The 17,733-nt window shown below is 67.8% G+C and carries 18 protein-coding genes and 1 pseudogene; 7 read left to right on the forward strand and 12 right to left on the reverse strand.

The features are described 5' to 3' along the window. Position 1: 1 nt before the first annotated feature. A pseudogene (locus tag ACWGH0_RS08070) lies at positions 2 to 205 on the reverse strand (NF041680 family putative transposase); the annotation flags it as partial. 206 nt (positions 206 to 411) lie between these two features. On the opposite strand from ACWGH0_RS08070, the gene ACWGH0_RS08075 reads away from it, so the two are divergent. From ACWGH0_RS08075 to ACWGH0_RS08100, 6 genes are all read left to right on the forward strand, one after another. Then, entirely contained in the window at positions 412 to 633 is a 222-nt protein-coding gene (locus tag ACWGH0_RS08075) for a hypothetical protein (RefSeq protein ID WP_453403315.1), read from the forward strand. Positions 634 to 814: 181 nt separating this feature from the next. Beyond that, complete coding sequence (locus ACWGH0_RS08080) at positions 815 to 1,207, forward strand: hypothetical protein (RefSeq protein WP_453403316.1); 393 nt, start codon at positions 815 to 817, stop codon at positions 1,205 to 1,207. Positions 1,208 to 1,765: 558 nt separating this feature from the next. Continuing rightward, positions 1,766 to 3,457 (forward strand): alkaline phosphatase D family protein, encoded by a 1,692-nt coding sequence (locus ACWGH0_RS08085; protein ID WP_453403317.1) that lies wholly within the window; start codon positions 1,766 to 1,768, stop codon positions 3,455 to 3,457. Positions 3,458 to 3,944: 487 nt separating this feature from the next. After that, positions 3,945 to 5,543, forward strand: a complete 1,599-nt coding sequence (locus tag ACWGH0_RS08090; RefSeq protein ID WP_453403318.1) for a DUF4041 domain-containing protein — start codon at positions 3,945 to 3,947, stop codon at positions 5,541 to 5,543. Between the two features lie 141 nt (positions 5,544 to 5,684). After that, positions 5,685 to 7,097, forward strand: coding sequence for a hypothetical protein (locus tag ACWGH0_RS08095; protein WP_453403319.1), 1,413 nt, complete (start codon positions 5,685 to 5,687; stop codon positions 7,095 to 7,097). A 144-nt stretch (positions 7,098 to 7,241) separates the two neighbouring features. Further along, positions 7,242 to 7,730, forward strand: coding sequence for a hypothetical protein (locus ACWGH0_RS08100; protein ID WP_453403320.1), 489 nt, complete (start codon positions 7,242 to 7,244; stop codon positions 7,728 to 7,730). Between the two features lie 57 nt (positions 7,731 to 7,787). Here ACWGH0_RS08100 and ACWGH0_RS08105 read toward each other — a convergent pair whose 3' ends face one another. Then, complete coding sequence (locus tag ACWGH0_RS08105) at positions 7,788 to 8,435, reverse strand: hypothetical protein (protein WP_453403321.1); 648 nt, start codon at positions 8,433 to 8,435, stop codon at positions 7,788 to 7,790. Positions 8,436 to 9,271: 836 nt separating this feature from the next. Here ACWGH0_RS08105 and ACWGH0_RS08110 point away from each other — a divergent pair. Then, complete coding sequence (locus ACWGH0_RS08110; RefSeq protein WP_453403322.1) at positions 9,272 to 9,421, forward strand: hypothetical protein; 150 nt, start codon at positions 9,272 to 9,274, stop codon at positions 9,419 to 9,421. Positions 9,422 to 10,171: 750 nt separating this feature from the next. Here the strand turns inward: ACWGH0_RS08110 and istB are convergent. The 10 genes from istB to ACWGH0_RS08160 form a co-directional block, all read right to left on the reverse strand. Then, a complete protein-coding gene (gene istB / locus ACWGH0_RS08115; RefSeq protein ID WP_452813930.1) occupies positions 10,172 to 10,978 on the reverse strand; it encodes an IS21-like element helper ATPase IstB in 807 nt (268 codons plus the stop codon). Beyond that, on the reverse strand, positions 10,978 to 12,228 hold the full coding sequence (gene istA, locus ACWGH0_RS08120; protein WP_453403323.1) for an IS21 family transposase: 1,251 nt from the start codon (positions 12,226 to 12,228) through the stop codon (positions 10,978 to 10,980). Before istA ends, istB begins: the two co-directional genes overlap by 1 nt. A 102-nt stretch (positions 12,229 to 12,330) precedes the next feature. Further along, the gene (locus ACWGH0_RS08125) at positions 12,331 to 12,576 is read right to left on the reverse strand and encodes a DUF6422 family protein (protein WP_453403324.1); all 246 of its coding nucleotides are present in this window, start codon (positions 12,574 to 12,576) and stop codon (positions 12,331 to 12,333) included. Positions 12,577 to 12,930: 354 nt separating this feature from the next. Further along, a complete protein-coding gene (locus tag ACWGH0_RS08130; protein WP_453403325.1) occupies positions 12,931 to 13,257 on the reverse strand; it encodes a hypothetical protein in 327 nt (108 codons plus the stop codon). 19 nt (positions 13,258 to 13,276) lie between these two features. Then, on the reverse strand, positions 13,277 to 14,449 hold the full coding sequence (locus ACWGH0_RS08135; protein WP_453403326.1) for a phage portal protein: 1,173 nt from the start codon (positions 14,447 to 14,449) through the stop codon (positions 13,277 to 13,279). After that, positions 14,338 to 15,018, reverse strand: a complete 681-nt coding sequence (locus tag ACWGH0_RS08140; RefSeq protein WP_453403327.1) for a phage portal protein — start codon at positions 15,016 to 15,018, stop codon at positions 14,338 to 14,340. Before ACWGH0_RS08140 ends, ACWGH0_RS08135 begins: the two co-directional genes overlap by 112 nt. Continuing rightward, positions 15,018 to 15,383 (reverse strand): hypothetical protein, encoded by a 366-nt coding sequence (locus tag ACWGH0_RS08145; RefSeq protein ID WP_453403328.1) that lies wholly within the window; start codon positions 15,381 to 15,383, stop codon positions 15,018 to 15,020. The genes ACWGH0_RS08140 and ACWGH0_RS08145 overlap by 1 nt, the downstream gene beginning before the upstream one ends. A gap of 100 nt (positions 15,384 to 15,483) precedes the next feature. Next, positions 15,484 to 16,173 (reverse strand): hypothetical protein, encoded by a 690-nt coding sequence (locus ACWGH0_RS08150; RefSeq protein WP_453403329.1) that lies wholly within the window; start codon positions 16,171 to 16,173, stop codon positions 15,484 to 15,486. A gap of 22 nt (positions 16,174 to 16,195) precedes the next feature. Then, positions 16,196 to 16,576, reverse strand: a complete 381-nt coding sequence (locus ACWGH0_RS08155; RefSeq protein ID WP_453403330.1) for a hypothetical protein — start codon at positions 16,574 to 16,576, stop codon at positions 16,196 to 16,198. A gap of 242 nt (positions 16,577 to 16,818) precedes the next feature. Then, positions 16,819 to 17,634: an aminoglycoside phosphotransferase gene (locus ACWGH0_RS08160; RefSeq protein WP_453403331.1), complete on the reverse strand. Its 816-nt coding sequence runs from the start codon at positions 17,632 to 17,634 to the stop codon at positions 16,819 to 16,821. Positions 17,635 to 17,733: the final 99 nt, after the last annotated feature.

Below are 17,733 nucleotides of genomic sequence, written 5' to 3' on the forward strand. Positions count from 1 at the left end.
GTCATTTGTCCAGTCGGCGGGGCTTGGAGCTCTTCTTGTGATGGGCGGGTCTGGTGTACGCCTCGCCGGTTGCGAGGACCCGTCCCACGTCGTGACGGGTTGCCGAACGGCTGTTTCTTGAACCGAGTGGGCGGCCGGGGCCAGGTCGGGAGGGTTTGGGCGCACGCGCTGGCGTCGGGGTCTGAGCGTGGAGGTTTCTGAACCCGGTTCAGCGGGGGTCGTGGTCACCCGCGCAGTGTGCCGCCCGGCCTCGGCGGTCCGGGCCGGTTCACCGGCGGTAGCAGTGGCTTAACCGCTCTGTTCTGGTGAGCTGAAACAACCAGCCTGGCCCTGCTGGCCAGGGTCAGAGCACTATCACCGCTGATAGCGGCCTGGCCCTACCCGCAGGCCGGACCTGGGAGACTAGGGATCATGACCGACCGTCGACCGCTCTCGCTGCCCGCCTTCTCCGAGCCCGCTTCCGACGCTCCCGTACCCGCCCAGGCGGGTGGGCGCCGGCTGATGCCGGTCGAGCAGGGCGTCGACTTCCGCCAGCCGCCCGGCGAGACCGAGCCCGAGCCCGCACCCGCCCCGGCCCGACGTCCGCTCGCCCCCGGCGGCCTCACCTTCTCAGACCCGGACCGCCCTATCTGAGCGCTACCACCACGGGTTGCGTCACGTCCAGGACCAGCTCACCACCTAGCCCCACCGCCCGGTGTGCCGGCGCCTCCACCTGGACAGTGGTCGTAGCCGGCCCGGCTCCCGCCTCGGATACCGTGTTCGTCTACGGGGTGCCATAACGGATGTGGCGCCCGCCACCGGAGGTCGTCAGCGTATGAGTTCAAAGCGCAGCAAGAATCCAGCCCTGCCCGTACTTGACGACGCATTTCGACTCGCGTCGGTCAAGGACGCCGAAGAGTCCACCCGTGACTTGGCCGCGCGGCTGGCCACCACCGAGCTGCGCCGCGTTTCCCACCCGGGCCGGGTCACCTGGGAGCCCACCGATCAGGCCGAGCCCGTTCCGGTCCCGCCGACTGTGGTCGACGGTGACGGGGACCTGTGGCTGCGGGACCGGGGCACTGGCACCTGGACCATGCCCGAGTTCAACCCGAAGGAGTTCCCGGCCCGCTGTGGCGAGGTTCTGACGTGGAACGAGCTTGCCTGCGAGTTCGGCCCGCTGACCGCACTGGCCGACGACCGCCGCATGGGCGGCGGCCGGCGTCGCTGACCGCGCGGCCTTCTGGGATGACCGCGCCCCTGAAGCGCCCGTTACGGGTGGCTGGGAGCTTCAGCTCACCGCCGAGCGCGACGATGGCGGCGAGCAGGTGAGCGTGGTGGTGGCGTGCGACGGCCTCGAGCAGCGTGGTGCGGGCCTGGCGCCGCCCGATGTCCTCGGTGCTGTCGGCGTCGGTGGACCAGCCGGGTAGCGGTCGGCGTTCAGTTGCCGTGGTGAGCGCGCGGCCCAGCTCGCCGATCGACTGCTGCCAGTCGGCCAACTGCCCGAGCAGGCCGCTCACCAGCTCGTCGACGGTGGATCGACGAGTAGGTGCCTGCGGCGGCACCGACAGGCCGGCGTGGTGCGGCCGCCATCCCACCTCCGTTCCCGCACCACGCTGTACTGGGCAGTATCAGAGAGCCTGGTTACGGCCGTGTCCTGAGGGCATGGGTGTGATGAGTGAGTGGAACTGGGCATGGCCCCCTGGGGGCCCGATCGCGGTGCCGGTCGGGCCCCGAGCCGTCCGGTGACCACTTCGCTACCGTGCGGAGCACCAGAAGGGAACTCCCGATGGCCGGTCTGAGGCTGGGCCCGCTCCTGCGTCATGTGGACTGGGAGACGGGCACGAGCGCGACGGTGTGGGTCGAGACCGACCGGGCGTGCACGGCGGAGGTCCGGTGCCCTGGCGGCGCTGGCGGTTCGACCCCCACGTTCCGCATCCTCGGCCACCACTACGCACTGGTAGTCGTGACAGGACTCACCCCCGGGTCCGCCACGAGGTACGAAGTGCTGCTCGACGGCGAGCGGGTATGGCCCTTCCAGGACTCGCCCCAGCCGCCCAGCACCATTCACACACCGCCGGTCCCGGCGACGGGCGCGGTGGTCGCCTTCGGCTCGTGCCGGTGGGCGGCGCCTGCCGTGGGCGAGGCCGATCCGGTGGGACCCGATGTCCTCGACACCCTCTCCGCCCGGCTCGCCGCCGACCCAGAGGCCGAGCGTCCGGACGTTCTCCTCCTACTGGGCGACCAGGTGTACGCGGACGAGACCTCCGCCGAAACCCGCGCCTGGATCGCCCGGCATCGGCGGGCCGCTGGCACCGGCTCCGCCGCCCCACCCGACCAGGTCGCCGACTACGAGGAGTACACGCATCTCTACGACGAGTCCTGGGGCGACCCCGAACTGCGCTGGCTGCTCTCGACCGTACCCAGCTGCATGATCTTCGACGACCACGACGTCATCGACGACTGGAACACCAGCGCCGCCTGGGTAGCCGACATGCGGGCAACGCCCTGGTGGCACGAGCGGATCACCAGCGCCCTGATGTCGTACTGGGTCTACCAGCACCTCGGGAACCTCTCGCCCGCCGAGCTCGCCGAGGACACGTTGTACGCGGCGGTACTGGCGGCCGACGACGGTACGGAGGTGCTGCGCGCGTTCGCCGAGCGCGCCGTTGCCGACCCTGCGACGGTGCGCTGGAGCTACCGCAGGGACTTCGGCCGCACCCGGCTGGTGATGGTCGACACCCGGGCCGCGCGGGTTCTCGAGGAGCAGCAGCGGGCGATGCTGGACGCCGGGGAAGCGGCCTGGCTGCGGACGCAGGCCTGCGACGACCCCGGCGGCGTTGACCACCTGCTGATCGGGACCTCACTCCCGTGGCTGCTGCCCCCGATGGTTCACTTCGCGGAGGGCTGGCACGCGGCGCTCTGCCGGGGCGAACGGGGACCTCGCTGGGCACGCTTGGGTGAATGGCTGCGCCGACGCGCGGATCTGGAGCACTGGGCGGCGTTCACCTCGTCGTTCGACGATCTCACTCAGACGGTCGCCGAGGTGGGCAGAGCCGACGCCGCTCCGGCGACGGTGTGCGTGCTCTCCGGAGACGTACACCACGCGTATGTGGCGGAGCCCGTCTGGGCCACCGGACAGCAGCCGCGCTCCCACGTCTTCCAGCTCACATGTTCACCGCTGCACAACTCGGTGCCCGCAGCCATACGGGTCGGATTCCGTTTCGGCTGGAGCCGGTTCGCGAAAGCGATCGGGCATCTCCTCGCCCGCCACGGACGGGTCGCAAGACCGGCGGTCCGCTGGGAACGCACCGGCGGACCCTGGTTCGGCAACCAGTTGATGACACTGACACTGCGCGGACGTACCGCGCGGCTACGGCTGGAAAAGGCGGCGGGCGGGAAGCGGGGGAGCCGCGGGACCGACCGCGCCGGAGCCCGGCTCCTCGGTGTCCTCGACCGGAGTCTGGCAGACGAAAGTTGACCCCCAGCCGGACGGCGCCCCCCTACACAGACCCATGCGCCGCAGCGACGGTCGAACGAGTGAGCGGCGTGCTTCTGGCCGGTGATCAAAATGCGTGGCGGGCGGGCGCCGGAGCAGTGGGGAAGCCCCGCAGGCCCTGCTTGCGGTAGGCCAGGCGCATGCGCTGCATCGTGGTGCGCGAGACGCGGCCGAAGCCGAGCGCGGTCAGCTCATCGACCGAGCGAAGGAGGTGCGGTTGCCGAGGGCGAGCAGCTGTATGAGCCCGCACTTCGCTGTCGGCGGAGGGCCGTCCTGACAGCGGCCGGAGTCTGACGGCTCCCTGCGGTTCACCCACCTCGTCGGATCTGCTGCCAGGAGGGCCAAAAAACAGGAGATGGCAGGACGAAGGTCCACAAGGCCGAGTACGTTCGACTCGGCCCGCTGGCTGCCGGACGGCATCGGGGTTACGCCGGCCGTCTCTCGCCCTCGCGACAGGAGTCGTTGCCCCATGACCTACCGGTTCAACCCGCCGCCCACCTGGCCCGCCCCGCCGGAGGGGTGGAGCCCGCCACCGGGCTGGGAACCGGATCCCGCATGGCCCACACCCCCAGGCTGGCAGATCTGGATCCCGGAAGGGGCCGTGCCGCAGGCGAGCGCACCCGTTCCTCAGCAGTCCCCCTACGGTCCCCAGGCGACGGTCCCGGCCACGGGTGGGGGTCTGTTCGGCCGGCGCCGTAAGCAAGCGGAGTCCGAGGCGGCGCGTCTTGCGGGCGAGCTGGCGCTGATGGAAACACGGGTACGCGCACTACAGGAAGACAACCGTCACCTGACGGAGCAATTGAGTCGTCTCATCGGAGCCGACAGCGCTCAGATAGCCGCCGAGCAGCAGCGACTGCGCCGCGTGCATGAGGAGAAGCTCCAGGAGATCGGACGGATCGACGCTCTCCTCGACGAGAAGATAGAGCACGCCGCTGAGAGCGCCGCGCAGTCCTTGGTTGACGTGCGCCGACAAGCCGACGACATAGCTCGCCAGACGGCGGAGGCCGAACAGCGCCTCACGGCCGTGCGCCGGGATCTGGTGCTCACCGATGAGACGCGGATGCTGCAAGAGGCCGGCATTTACGAGTACCGCCATCCGCTCGCCGACGCGCTCGCCTACAAGGACCGGCTCGACAGTCTCAAGGCCCGCTACAAGCAGTTGGCGAGGGACGATCGGGCAGTGCTCGGGAACCAGTACTGGATGGTGGACGGCTCAGCTGCCAAGGGCCGCAAGATGGTCCGTGACTTCTCCAAGCTGATGCTGCGCGCGTACAACGCCGAGGCGGACAACGCAGTGCGCGGCATGAAGCCGCACCGGCTCGACTCGCTGATCGACCGGCTCGGCAAGACGCGGGAGTCGATCGCCCGGCTCGGCGCCACCATGCAGATCCGCATCGGCGATGACTACCACCAGCTGCGGGTCCAGGAGTTGGAGCTGACTGCGGACTACCTGGTGAGGAAGGAGACCGAGCGGGAGGAGCAGCGAGAGCTACGAGCCCAGCAGCGAGAGGAGGAGCGCCTGCAGCGCGAGATCGAGCGCGAGCGGCAGCGGCTGGAGAAGGAACGCAGCCACTACGAGGGCGCCCTGCGCCGCCTGCGCTCCGGCACTGGCGATGAGGCCGCCATCGCCGAACTTGAAGGAAAGCTCGCCGAGGTGGTTGCCGAACTGGAGACGGTCGAGGCCCGCGAGGCCAACATCCGTGCCGGATACGTCTACGTCATCTCCAACGTCGGAGCGTTCGGCGAACGCATGGTCAAGATCGGTATGACCCGGCGCCTCGATCCCATGGACCGCGTCATCGAACTCGGGGACGCGTCCGTCCCCTTCCGCTTCGACGTACACGCCCTGATCTTCAGTGAGGACGCGGTTGGCCTGGAACGCCGCCTGCACCAGGAGTTCGAGTCCCGCCGCGTCAACCGGGTAAACCTACGCCGGGAGTTCTTCTACGTCACACCGGCAGACGTACGCGCCGCCCTGCAGCGGCTCGCCGGACAGCACCTCCTGGAGTTCCAGGACACGCCCGAGGCTCCTGAATGGAGGGCCAGCCAGACCGCTGCCGGGCGGTAACAGGCTCGACTCAGCGGCGACAAGGTCGACGGGACTTATCAGATCTATGACGCTGCGACGAACACGCCGATTGTCACCCCAGCTGGTGACGGAGTGATTGTCTCCCCGTTTGTCGAGCCCGGAGCATGGGCCCCTGCGACGGTGCCGGCCGGACAGCTCAAGGACGGCAAGACGTACAAGTTCCGCAGCTCTCCGTACGACGGCACCCACTACAACACGGAGTGGTCGCCGTGGGTGCAGTTCGTCGTCGACACCACCGCGCCGGTTCGCCCGGCGTCGGTCGCCTCGTCCACGTACCCGGAGAACTGGGGCGGTGGAGGCGCTGGTGTCGCCGGTTCCTTCGACGTCACCACGGGTGCGCCGGATGCGTACGAGGTTCGCTACCGCCTCGACCCGTACTCCGATGATCCGGCCAACGTCGGATGGACCACGGTGCGCACGAGTGCCCCGCTGGCGTCGAGCAGGGCCGCCGTGGCTGCTGATGCCGCCTACACGCTCACTCCGGCCGCGGACGGCAACCACGTGGTGCAGACCGTCTCCGTGGACCGGGCCATGAACGTCTCGCCGATCCGCGACTACGGGTTCACCGCCGGAAACCGGGACTACAACCGGGCGCAGAAGATCAACATCAAGCTTCCGGCCAACGACAGAACCTCTCAGCAGCCCGATCCCTCCGACCCGCCGAAGCCCGCATGGGACCCATGGAAGCAGGGCGCTCAGGCCAGCACCTTCAAGACCGGCAAGGGCACCCAGGTCACGATCACTCCGAAGGACCAGGCATCCCTGGCGTTCACCAGGAAGGCCGCGAAGCGCCTCACCGCCTTCGCCCCTTCGTACCCGGACCCGATCGTCACTGATGCCTGGTGCCAGCCGAGCCTGTACGGCACCGCGCAAAGATCTCTGATGACCCGCACCGAAGCGTGCGTGTTCTTCGACCTCCAGTTCACCGCGGAGAGCAAGTTCGAAGACGGCGTCGTCCCGGTGAAGTACCGGGCGAACTTCGAAGTTCACTTCCAGGTCAAGACCGACGCCCACGGCGACGCCATCAAGACGTGGGTGCAGATCAATCCGGTGTTCAACAATTTCCCGGGCGATGAGCGCGCGGTCGTGATGGGTGCCGGTAACCCGGGTGCCTGGTTCGACTCGATGTGCGTGAGCGACGGATGCAACACAGGCGGCGACAGTGCCCGGCGGAACTTCGACTTCTTCGGCGATCTCACCTGGAAGGGAGGCATGAACGGCTCCACCCCGGTCGACACTCACATGGCCACCGGTACGGCCGACCACAAGTGGAACGGCAACGTAGACAACGCCTCCGGCCCCACAGACAACGACCAGTCGAAGAGTATGCCCGTCTTCTTCTCCGGCCGTCCCGTCACTGAGGTGGAAGCACCCCCCGGCCTGAACGGCAGGAAGGGTGAATGGAAGGACGACTACGCGTCCTGGCAGTCCCCGGCGCTGGTCGTGACCTGCGACAAGGTCGCTTCCTACGGCACCCCAGGCTGTGTGCTGCCTCAGTACCCGCCGACGTACCAATTCAACACCGCCGCCTAGCCGGAGGCAGCCGCGCACGCCTGGCTGATCCAGAACAAGTCGAAGGTCAAGGGCATAGGGCAGAGCTGGAAGTCTCCGCTCCAGTACCTGCCGCCGGAGACCAGGAACAAGCAGGCGTATGACCCTCAGAAGAACCGCGATGCGATGTGCACCAGGTACAGGGGGCCGAAGTCGGCGGGCACCGGATGGGTTCCGCGCAAGACGTTCCTGCCCCACCCGAAGACGGCCCTGCACCACAGCGGGCCGCACTTCGACGAAGTCAACTGTGACGAGTTCCCGTTCGCCTCGACGTACCAGTCCGCCGGTATGAAGCAGACCGTCGGCGGTAAGAACGAGGCGCTGAACGGCGGCGCGGACTGTATGCAAACCGTGTCCGCCGCCTCCGACGACGGAAGCGTGCATTTCCTCGACGACACCCGGTACGACGCCCCGACGTTCAATGAGAACTGCGGACGCTCCTCCATGTCAGGTGACGTCAACCAGGGATCGATGCAACCATTCGGCACGTTCGCGAGAGAGATGCGGCTACTCGACGAACAGGGCTATTTCCTGGACCCCGGCAATGACTGGTTCAAGGGATGCGACCCCTCGAAGGCCGATCTGATCTGCACCATGAGCAAGCCCGCACCGTAACCGACTGCGGTGCACCAGGCAGCCCCCATCCGAGACCGGGTGGGGGCTGCCCCTCTTCTAGTGCACGGGCCGCCAGTCGGCGGCCGTCTCGTCCAGTCGCGGAGACTGCGGGTCCTGCCAGATCAGGCAGCCGTACACAATCCCAGGAACATCGGAACCCATCCGCTCGGCCGGGCCATCGACGAGAGTCCGGGCGACAGTATCCAAGTACGCGGCGATCGACGGATACAGCGGCTCCCCCATGAACATGCCCTCGTAGCTGCTCCACTTACCGAGCCCGTTGGGCGCCAGGTACAAGCCGGTGTCGGTCGCTTCGGAGTAGTTGCCGAAGGGGGCAGCCCACTGCGCGCCCTCCCAGTAGTCCTTGCCCTGGTAATCGAAGCCGGCCAGTCGCGGCCGGATCGACTGAGCAGGAGTCAGCAGCAGCCCGTGAGGCAGGAACTGCCCGGCGCCCACCTCACCCTCTTCGTCGTACTCGTCGATGTCCAGCTGCCGCACCCCGCCGGCCACCCTCCACAGGGCGACCAGCTCCGGCGGGAAGCCGTACCCGCAGTGATGCCTCAGCTGGCTTTCTGCTTCCTCTATCTCGGCCTCAGTGGCCGGCGGAAGAAAAGCGTGCGAAGTAGGGGCGTACTCGCGTAGCCAGGATTCGACACGGACCCACGCGGACGTGACGTCTGCCGCTTCGCTGTTGCTCTGGCTCATCCGGTTCTCCCTCGTGTCGGGTAGTGCCAGTACATGCCGATCTTCCCCTACTAGATCTTTGCCGCGTCAGCAGACGCGTCCACGAGCGGAAGGCAACCAGGGAGCAGGTGGGACAAGCCTGCCAGGCCCAAGCGACGGCAACGGGCCGACGCCGGAGCCTCCAACTGACTCTGTGGTGACAGCTCGGCATGAGCTACACGATCTTCCGCCGTAACTACCCCGAGACCGTCCGCGCGATCAAGCCGGGTCAGGGGTTTCCGGGACGAGGGACGCTCTGACACCGCTGACTGTGATGACCGTGGTCGGCGCCTGGCGCCTCGGTGGGTGGTATAGCGCGAGTAACACGGCCAGCACGACAAGCCGCAGTCAAGCGCGCGGAGGCCCTTACTCGTGCAGGCCCTGACGGGAGGCTGCATGACCGCTACTCTGGCGGCCTACTTGGGACTGGGGTCGTAATACGGGAGGACGGCAACGTCGGAATCCCGAGGCACACCTGCGGTCCGCACTGACATGCTCGGCGCATGCTCATAACACCCCGCCGGGGCGCCGACCGGAACAACATTCGCCAGGTTCTCAGCGGCCTCCACACCTCGGCGTTGAACTGCAACGGCCCTACGACAGCGCCTTTGAGGGGCTGCTGGCGTATCTGGAATGGGCCACGGAGTCCGCGCGGAAGCTGCGCTCCCAGATCAGCGACCGGGACCTCGCCCAGCTCGTTTTCACTGACCGCTACGGCGCCCTGCTGGGCAGCTGCGGCACGCTCGGCGGCACCGCCCAGCAGCGCCTCGTGAATGGTCTGGTGCAACTGGAGGTAGCCGAACGCGTCGAGGCCGGCTGTGGCTGCGCTGGGCGCGCAGATCGGCCGGTGGAGCCAGCGGGAGGTCTTCGTCGTCGCCGACTCCAGCTTCTACATCCGAAACGCGGTGAAGCTGGCCGATGTCGACCTGCACGAGGTGCTCGACGTGCCGCGCTGGCAGTTCGTGTGACTGCTGTTCCCGATCGTGGTGGTCGACGAGCTGGACGACCTCAAGGACGCCAGCAAGCAGCGGGCCCGCTGGCGTGCCGCCCACACGCTCGGTCTCCTCGACGGGGTTCTCAACGGCTACGTCCACGGGGTCTTGCGCGAGGGGGATGACACCGCTCGGGACGGCGAGACCCGCGGCAGGGTCAACGTGGAGATTCCTCGATCCCCCCGGCCACGTGCGCCTGGACCGCCCCGATGTCGAGATCATCGACCGGACGGTCGCCATCCAGGGCCTGGCCGGCCGCGACGTTCGGTTGCTGACGTGCGATACGAGTCAGCACACCCGGGGCCGGGCCGCCGGGCTGAAGGTGACCAAAGTAACGACGAAGGACCCCGGGGACGAACCGGACTGGTCGGCCCCGGACAGGTCTGGCACTGGCGCACGCGCGCAGCGACGCGCCCGGCAGGCCGAAGCCGATGCTCCGACCGCTCGTTGAGCGAGGACCACGGGGTAACACTGCGCTACACGCCACCTGGCGGTAGCTCTATGAGAACAAGGCCGATTAGTTTCAGTTCTCTCCAATTGAACGTTCAGGAGAGTAATCACCAACTGCCCATTTGCGGGGATACGGCGAGTTGCGGCAACGCGGGGGCCGAGCCGAGCTCCTCGGACCAGGTGGCGCAGGGCCACCGGGGCGGTGTCGGCGACGCTTGAAATGTGAGCCGATTCCGGCGGGTGAAAAATGACCCCCATTGCGTCAGTTGATGTTGGTCATTCCCCGGTGTTGGCGGCGGGAACCCGTCCGAGGTCGCGGCCGCGCATGCGATAGCTGTCGCCCTTCAGCGAGACCACCTCGGCGTGATGGACGAGGCGGTCGATCATCGCGGCGGCGACGGTGTCGTCGCCGAAGACCTCGCCCCAGCGTCCGAACGGCTTGTTGCTGGTCACGATCACCGAGGCGCGTTCGTAGCGGCCCGAGATGAACTGGAAAAACAGGTTCGCGGCCTCGGGCTCGAAGGGGATGTAACCCACTTCGTCGACCACGATCAGCGGGATCCGTCCCAGCCGGGTCAACTCATCGCTCAGCCGCCCTGCTTGATGGGCTTCGGCGAGGCGGGTGACCCACTGGGCGGCGGTGCCGAAGGCGACCCGGTGGCCGGCCTGGCAGGCCCGGATGCCCAACCCGGTGGCGAGGTGGGTCTTGCCGGTGCCGGGTGGCCCCAGGAAGATCACATTCTCCTTTCCGGCGACGAAGTCCAGCGTCCCCAGATGGGCAACGACCTCCCTTTTCACGGACCGCTGGTGGTCGAAGTCGAAGTCCTCCAGCGACTTGCGAGAGGGAAAACGGGCCGCCCGGATACGGCCCTCGGCGCCGTGGGAGTCACGAGCGGCGACCTCCCTCTGCAGGCATGCAGCCAGATACTCCTCGTGGCTCCAGCCCTCGTCGCGGGCCCGCTCGGCAAGCCTGGCAGCAGCATCCCGCAAGGCCGGGGCCTTCAACGCCTTGGTCAGATAGATCAGTTCGGAGCCGACGTCGCGGCTGGTCCCGGCCTGGTTCGAGCCGTTCTTCGTGCTCATCACGCTGCCCCTTCACCCGTGCTCAGCCCGCCGTCGATGACACCGAAAATCCGGTCGTAGGTGTCCAGCGACCGCTCCTCGACCTCCGTCACGTCCACCGGCGCCGGTTTCGTGCCGGCGGCCTTCTTGCGGGCGGCCGCGGCAGCGGCCGCGTGGTCCGGATCGGTGATCGTCTGGTGGCGGGCCCAGCTGCGGGCATGGCGGGCGACCTCGACGCCGTCGCAGGTAACCAGGACCTGGTCCAGGCCGGCGGCGACCTCGATGCGGCGGCCGACAGCCAGCGGATGCACCGAGTAGTCGCAGGTGTCCAGGCGGACGTAGTGGTCCCGGGGCAGCCGCAGGGATGCCTTCCACCAGCCCGGCGGGGCGATCGGCGGCAAAGCCAGCATCCGGGAGCGGTCTGCTTCCAGCCGGTCCGCCGGGCGGGCCTGCAAGGTGCGGTGGATGCGCCGGTTCGCCCTGGTCAGCCAGTCAGCGAGCTGGACGTTGAAGTCGGCCGGTGAGGTGAACACCCGTCCGGGCAGGAACGACGTCTCGAGATAGCCGTTGGCCCGCTCGACCAGGCCCTTGGACTCAGGATCCCGTGGCTTGCAGAGCAGGAACTTGACACCCAGCAGCCCGGCGAACGCGGCAAAGTCGTCCGTCAGTTGGGGCCCGCCGTTCCGCCAGGAGCCGACGGCTCCCTCGTTGCCCCAGACCAGCACCCGGGGGACGGCACCGAGCTCGTTCAGCAGCCGCCAGTGCCCGGCGATCAGGTCGGCCGCCGACCTGGAGGGCAGCATCCGTGCGGTGATCCACCGCGAGTAGCCCGCGACCATGACCAGCACCGGCGGCCGTCCGACCTGGCCGAAGCCGAGCGGGATGTCGGCCGGCGGGAACCATAGGTCGCACTGGCCGATCTCGCCCGGCTCATAGACCGTCCGCGAGGCCGGATCCGCAGGCCGATAGGCCGGCCGCAGGTCGCGGACCCGGTCCTTGAGCACGGTCAGACCGCGGTCCCAGCCGATCCGCTCAGCGATCACCGTCGCCGGCATCTCAGGCCACTGCTCGAGCAGTTCACGAATCTGCGGCTCGACCGCGTCCACGATCGAGCCCTTCGGAGCCCGCTGATACTTCGGCGGCGCGTCGTCCGCGATCGCCCTGCGGACAGTGTTTCTCGCGATTCCCAGCTTCCTCGCGATCGCCCGAACCGGCATCTGCTCGGCCCGGTGAAGCCGACGGATCTCCGCCCAGTCCTCCACGCTGATCACCACTCCTCCCGGCCTGGCTCAACGAGCCAGACCCTTGGAGGGGGTCAACTTTCAAGCGCCGCTTCTGGTCCACTTTTGAGCCGTCGCCGACAGGCGGGCGTCTCAGGTCTCGTGTTGTGATGCCGAGTGCCCGCAACTACTTCTCGCACACCGCCTGCTCTGGCCATCGCCCTCCCACTCCTCACAGGCGCATGACCTGCACTCGCTTCCGAAGGCCTCGCCATCCAGCCCTGATCGCTGCAGCATGGCTGCGGCCTCCTTCCGCGCGCTGATGACCAGGAGCGCAGCTTTCTCTAGGGTCTCCACTTGCTCGTCGGTGAGATCTTCTGAACGCGGATCGGTAGACATTCGTTCGCTCCTTCTGTTCTGTCCCTCACGGCAGCTCCGCTCGTCGTACCAGAGGCGCGCTGGCGAAACGCGAAGGACACGCTTAGGGTCCGCCGCATGGCCACCGCAGGCCAACGGCCTGAGCGTCCGGGCGGGACGTGTCGCCGGCTACTTCTCCTTTGGTGTCCGAGCTGGGGTGTCAGGGCCGCTACGGCCGGATCGGCGGCGGCGGGGTGACGGACTTTGCCGCAAATTTCCTGGCCTGACTCAGGGCGTAGGAGCGAAAGGCGGCACCAGCCTCGTTCATATGCTCAACCGTCCGAAAGCGTTGCTCGTCGAAGAGGGCCAACCCCTGCCAAGGCTCGACACAGCACATCAGGTCGTTCCATTCGACCTGTAGTCGAGGCCGGCCCCGGCCTTCTGCTCGGCGTTGAGCATTCTGATCAGGTAGTCGTGGAAGGTGTGGATTGTCTCCGCTGCCACAGAGGTGGCGCTGAGGACGGCCGCGCCGATTCCTGCGGAGGCGCCGGCCACTGTGCTGCCGAGCGCGTCGGCCGCGTCCTTGGCGGTCACCTGCGCTGCCCGGCTGAGAATCGGAGTGAGGGTCTCGATGATCTCCTCGCGCCATTTCTCGGCGGCCACAGCTTTGGCCATGTCGAGCGGGTTGTCTCCGCCGCGTGTGTCGGTCGGCCCGTCATCCATCCAGAACCCCCTCGTCCCCTTACGGGCCTTCGGGCGCGGTGATGACACCTTCCTGCCGGGCGAACAGGGCGTTCAGGGCGCTCTTCACTGCACCCCTTGCCCGGTCGAAGTCGCCGTCGTCCACGCTGAAGCCGGTGGCGGTCTTGAGCGCCTTCGTCTGCAGCCAGCGGGCCTCGTCGACAGCGGCGGCCGCGGGCACCTGCTCAGGTACGGCGCTGCCATGGGTACTGGCTTCGGCGACGGCGGCGGCCGCGGCTCCCGGCGCATCCTCCGGCATGGTGGCCCGTGCCTCGGTGACGGCGGCCGCGGCGGGCCCGCCGGCGCCGCCTGGGCCGGCGGGGGATTCGCCGCGGGCTTCGGCAACGGCCAGAGCCGCAGCACCTTCGGCGTCGCCCTGACTGGGTTCCAGCGGGGCGTTCGGGCTGGGCGGCATGCCTGCCCCGCCCGGCTCCTGGCCCGTGCTGGCGATGCCGAGTGCGGCAGCGTCGTCGGGTACCAGGGGAACCGGCGCCTTCTGCGGCGAGATCCACAAGGCCCGGGTGTGCGGATTGCCGTAGGCCTCGAACCCGGCCAGTTTGCGGTACTCGTCGATGCTGATGAGGCCCGCGTTCCACTGCTCACGGGCTTCGGCGCGCCGTCTCCGCCGGGGCAGTTTCAGGACTTCGACGGTGGACGTGTCGTAGCGCAGTCGGGCATCGTCGCCAGCGTCCTTCTCGAACGCGTTGGCGATGAGCTCCAGGTGCCCGAGCTCGGTGTGGAGCCAGAAGCCGAGCTCTTCCTGTTCGGCGTTGTCGAAAGTGCGCCCGGAGGCGTTGCCAGTGACGGACTCGGGTACACCGAACGCGGCGAGGATCTCCAGCTTGGCGTTTGCCGATGCGTGCTCGTAGTTCATGTCGCGGGGCTTGGCCGCGGTGTCGACGTAGTTCATGCCGCCCGGCCCGGCCCCGATGACGGAGAGGTGCCCCGCGTACTCGGAGCCTGGGAGGAAGCGGGACTCGAGCCGGTCGAGCTCCGTCGGCGAGAGGGTGGCGGTGTCCACCGCGAGAACGCCACCGGGGCGTGCGTCGTTCTTGATGAACGTCACGTTGTAGAGGCGCGACAGGTGATCCATGTCGACGCTGATGCCGGCGGCCTCCAGCGGTGTGACGCCGCTGAACGGATCCGTCGGGTGAGGGTCTCGGATCCACAGCACGCGATCAGGTGAGAGCTCACGAACAACGCCTTGGCGGGTCGTGAACTCGAAGTGGGAGAGGTAGTCACCGTTCGGATCAGGGATCGGCCCCGGTCAGGCGGAAGCAGGTCCACGCGGGTGAGGGTTCCGGCCCGGCTGCGGGTCTTCTCGACGAACGCGCCGCGCTTCGACAGCAAGATTTGCGCGGACAGCCGCTTGCGGAACATCTGGCCCGTTTCCAACGGGTTGGCCTGCCCGTTGAGGAGCCGCAGGAGCGGGTGATCGGGGAAGGTCTCCTCGAACTCGCCCTCTTCGGTCAGGCCACGTCCGAGCTCCAGCGGAAGGCGGGAAGCGTGCTTGCCGATGGTGTCGACTGCCTTGAAGACCCAGACGACACGCTCGTATCCCTCCGTGATGACGCGGTCCATGTCCCAGCCGTCGGCCCGGCCCTCGGTGCGCCAGACGTTGCTGGTGCCTGAGTAAGGGGTGGGATAGGCGCCACTCGACCAGGAGATGGTCTTGGTCTCGGCGGGCGGTGGGCTCCCTGCGATGAGGGAGCGGAGCGCGGGCAGGAAGCGGCGACTGGCCATCAGCGCGCCTCACCCGAGGTCAACCAGAGGCCTGCGCCTACGGCGGCGACTGAGAAGGCGGCGAAGCCACCGACTGGCGAGAGCGTCCATATGGCTGCCAGCGCCAGGGTCAGGCCGGCCACGGCGCAGAAGGTGCCGACGCCGAGCGCTGTACGGCTGGGGCGGGGACGCTGATGCAGCGTCCAGCAGGCGAAGCCCAGGAGCACCACGGCGACGAGGCCGGCGCCGACGAGCGGGTGAATGGCGTACGCGGCTCTGACGAGGCCGAGCGTTCCGGCAGCGACCAGGAGCAGCCCGGCCAGTTCGCGAGCGAGCCGCGCCCCGGCACTGGGGCGGCCGGGCTTGTCCTTGGGAGTCGTCTTCACCCAGCGGAAGCTAGAAACGCTCTCCGGTTAGCGTCGAGTGCTCGCCGTTCCAGGACCTCTCGATGTCGTATCTCTGGTTCTCGCAGGGCACCCAGGCCCGCTAGGCCTTGCACGACTTCAAGGGCTTCGGAGACGTAGCTTTCGCTTGCACATATCCGACCAACCGTGCCCGTTTCGCCTTGGGGTCTCCCGGCTCGCGGGTTAGGAGGCCGCCCGTGCGGCGCCAGCGCACACCATCGCGGTCGCTGAAATCGGCCAGGAACGCTTCAATCGGCAGCGGATGCCATTCCTTGCGGAACTTATCCCCTGCACTCTGAACCCACTGAGGGACGAGGAAATCGCCCGCAGCCAGTCGATTCTCGCTGTATGACATGTCGTCCGGCGTGAAGAGCATGTCGGAGCACGGCGGCACGCTTGGCATCTTCACGGCGAAAAAGACCCGCGGATTGTCACGACCATCTGAGGGAAGTGTGACGGCGAACGTCATCTGAACTTCGGAGATGGGATCCGGTGACCTATTCATCAGGTGCAGGCGGGACCTGCCATTATGTTGTAGGTCCACCCAGTAGGAGATCAGGGCAGCCTGGGCCCGCTCCTTCTCCTCTTCAGCTTCTCGCGACTGTTTGAGCTGGTCATCCGCCACAGCGGCGCTGTACCACGTCGCCACACCCGTGAACACGAGACCGGCGATGCTTGCTCCGATGGTGACGATCATCCCGGCCCGAACCAACCAGGAAGTTCGTCCCTTGCCTTTCCCACTCGCTTCTTCAGGGAGGGGTTCCGGTGTCATGCCTTGATCATCCGGCAACCGCCTACATGTGCGGGCGGGACACCCCGGACACGTACGCCTTGAGACCGTAACGGGTGAACTTGCCGCCAGGCACGAGCTTCGCTCCAGCCGGCGGGGGAGCGGGCATCTTGCGCTTGGCACGGACGCTCTGGTCCCCGCCGATCAGATGCCGGTTGTCGACCGACGCCGCACAGTCCGCCTTGGCCACATCGGCGTACGGGCGGCGGCAGGCTCTGCAGTATGTATCCAGGGCGTCGATGCGCTGATCCACCTTCGTTCTGAAGGAGCCGCGGAAGTCGGCGACCCGGGCCACCGCGTCGTCGACGGGGATTTCGGCTGCAACGACCCACGTGTGCGGGTGCTTGAGCGCGCTGTCGGAACGGGGCGTGGACTCTACGGTCACGGGCTGATCTCTCCCACATGAAGAACCGGGGCCCGCTCCAAGGCCTTGATACTCGAAGAGACGCACCAGGCATGGAATCCGTTACGTCAAGCGGCGAAGCCGTTGACAGTCCACCCCTTGAGCTGTACTCGACCCTTCACCTCCACGGCTGCGCCTAACCTGGCCGGGCCGACTAGCTGAGGATTCCGGTGATCTTCTGCCCGGTCAGGGGCTGAGTGATCTGCCAGCGCAGGTAGCGCCCTTCATTTGCTTCCTGACCAGTACGTTTGCCAGTCGTGGGCGTGAGCGGCCATGACCTTCTTCCACGGGTGCTGCCCGTGGTCGTTGCGGGCGATCTCATCCCACGCGTTGGCGTTGGCGGTGCTGAACTGGTGCACAGCTTCGTACGGCGCCTCACACCAGGAAGGGAAGCGGCAGGCCCACTCGTCCGCTTCCCTCGCGGAGTGGCCAGCCTCCATGAGACGCAGAATCAGTACAGCGGGGTCGATCCAGGCCGCGCCGCGGGTCGGCCAGGCCCAGTCGATCAGGTGGGCCCGGTGGGCGATCAAGACGTTGTGCGGAGCCAGGTCGGTGTGCAGGAGCGTGTCGCCAGCGAGGGCACCGGCGCCTTCGACTCCGGCGTATACGCCCCACCGCTGCTCGGCGCGCTTGAGATCCAGCTGCGGGCAGGGTGTCTCTTGGAGCTCGGCAACGGCATCGGCTACGAGCTCCAGGTCGGGCGACCCGGGCTTGTAGTCGGCGTGGCGCCCTCCGATGTGTTCGTAGCCCAGGAGGTCCCAGCGCTCCGCCTGTACGTGCCACAGCAGGCTGGGCGAGGACGGGGGCAGGTGGGCCGCGACGGCCGCCTCGCGCCGCTGGGCGCGAATCTGCGGGTGGTCCACCGGCGCGCCCTTGACGAACACGCGGCGGGTGCGCGTCGTGAGGGTGGTCGCGATGCCGGAGTTGATCCCGGCCTCTGCGGTCGTTGCCGAGAGGATGGGGCCGGTATGTGCTTCGACTGCCGCGCGGACCGAGGCGGGCAGGCTGCGGAAGTCGGTGCGCTCGATTGCGATGACCATGCTCCTGGAACGTGCGGTGGTGGGGGCGCCCCCCCCCCCCCGCGGGCCCGGCCCGCCGCACCGCAAAGAAGAGATGAATAAAAAAACAAAAAAAAACCC

It is taken from the genome of Streptomyces sp. NPDC054887 (genome assembly GCF_053610585.1).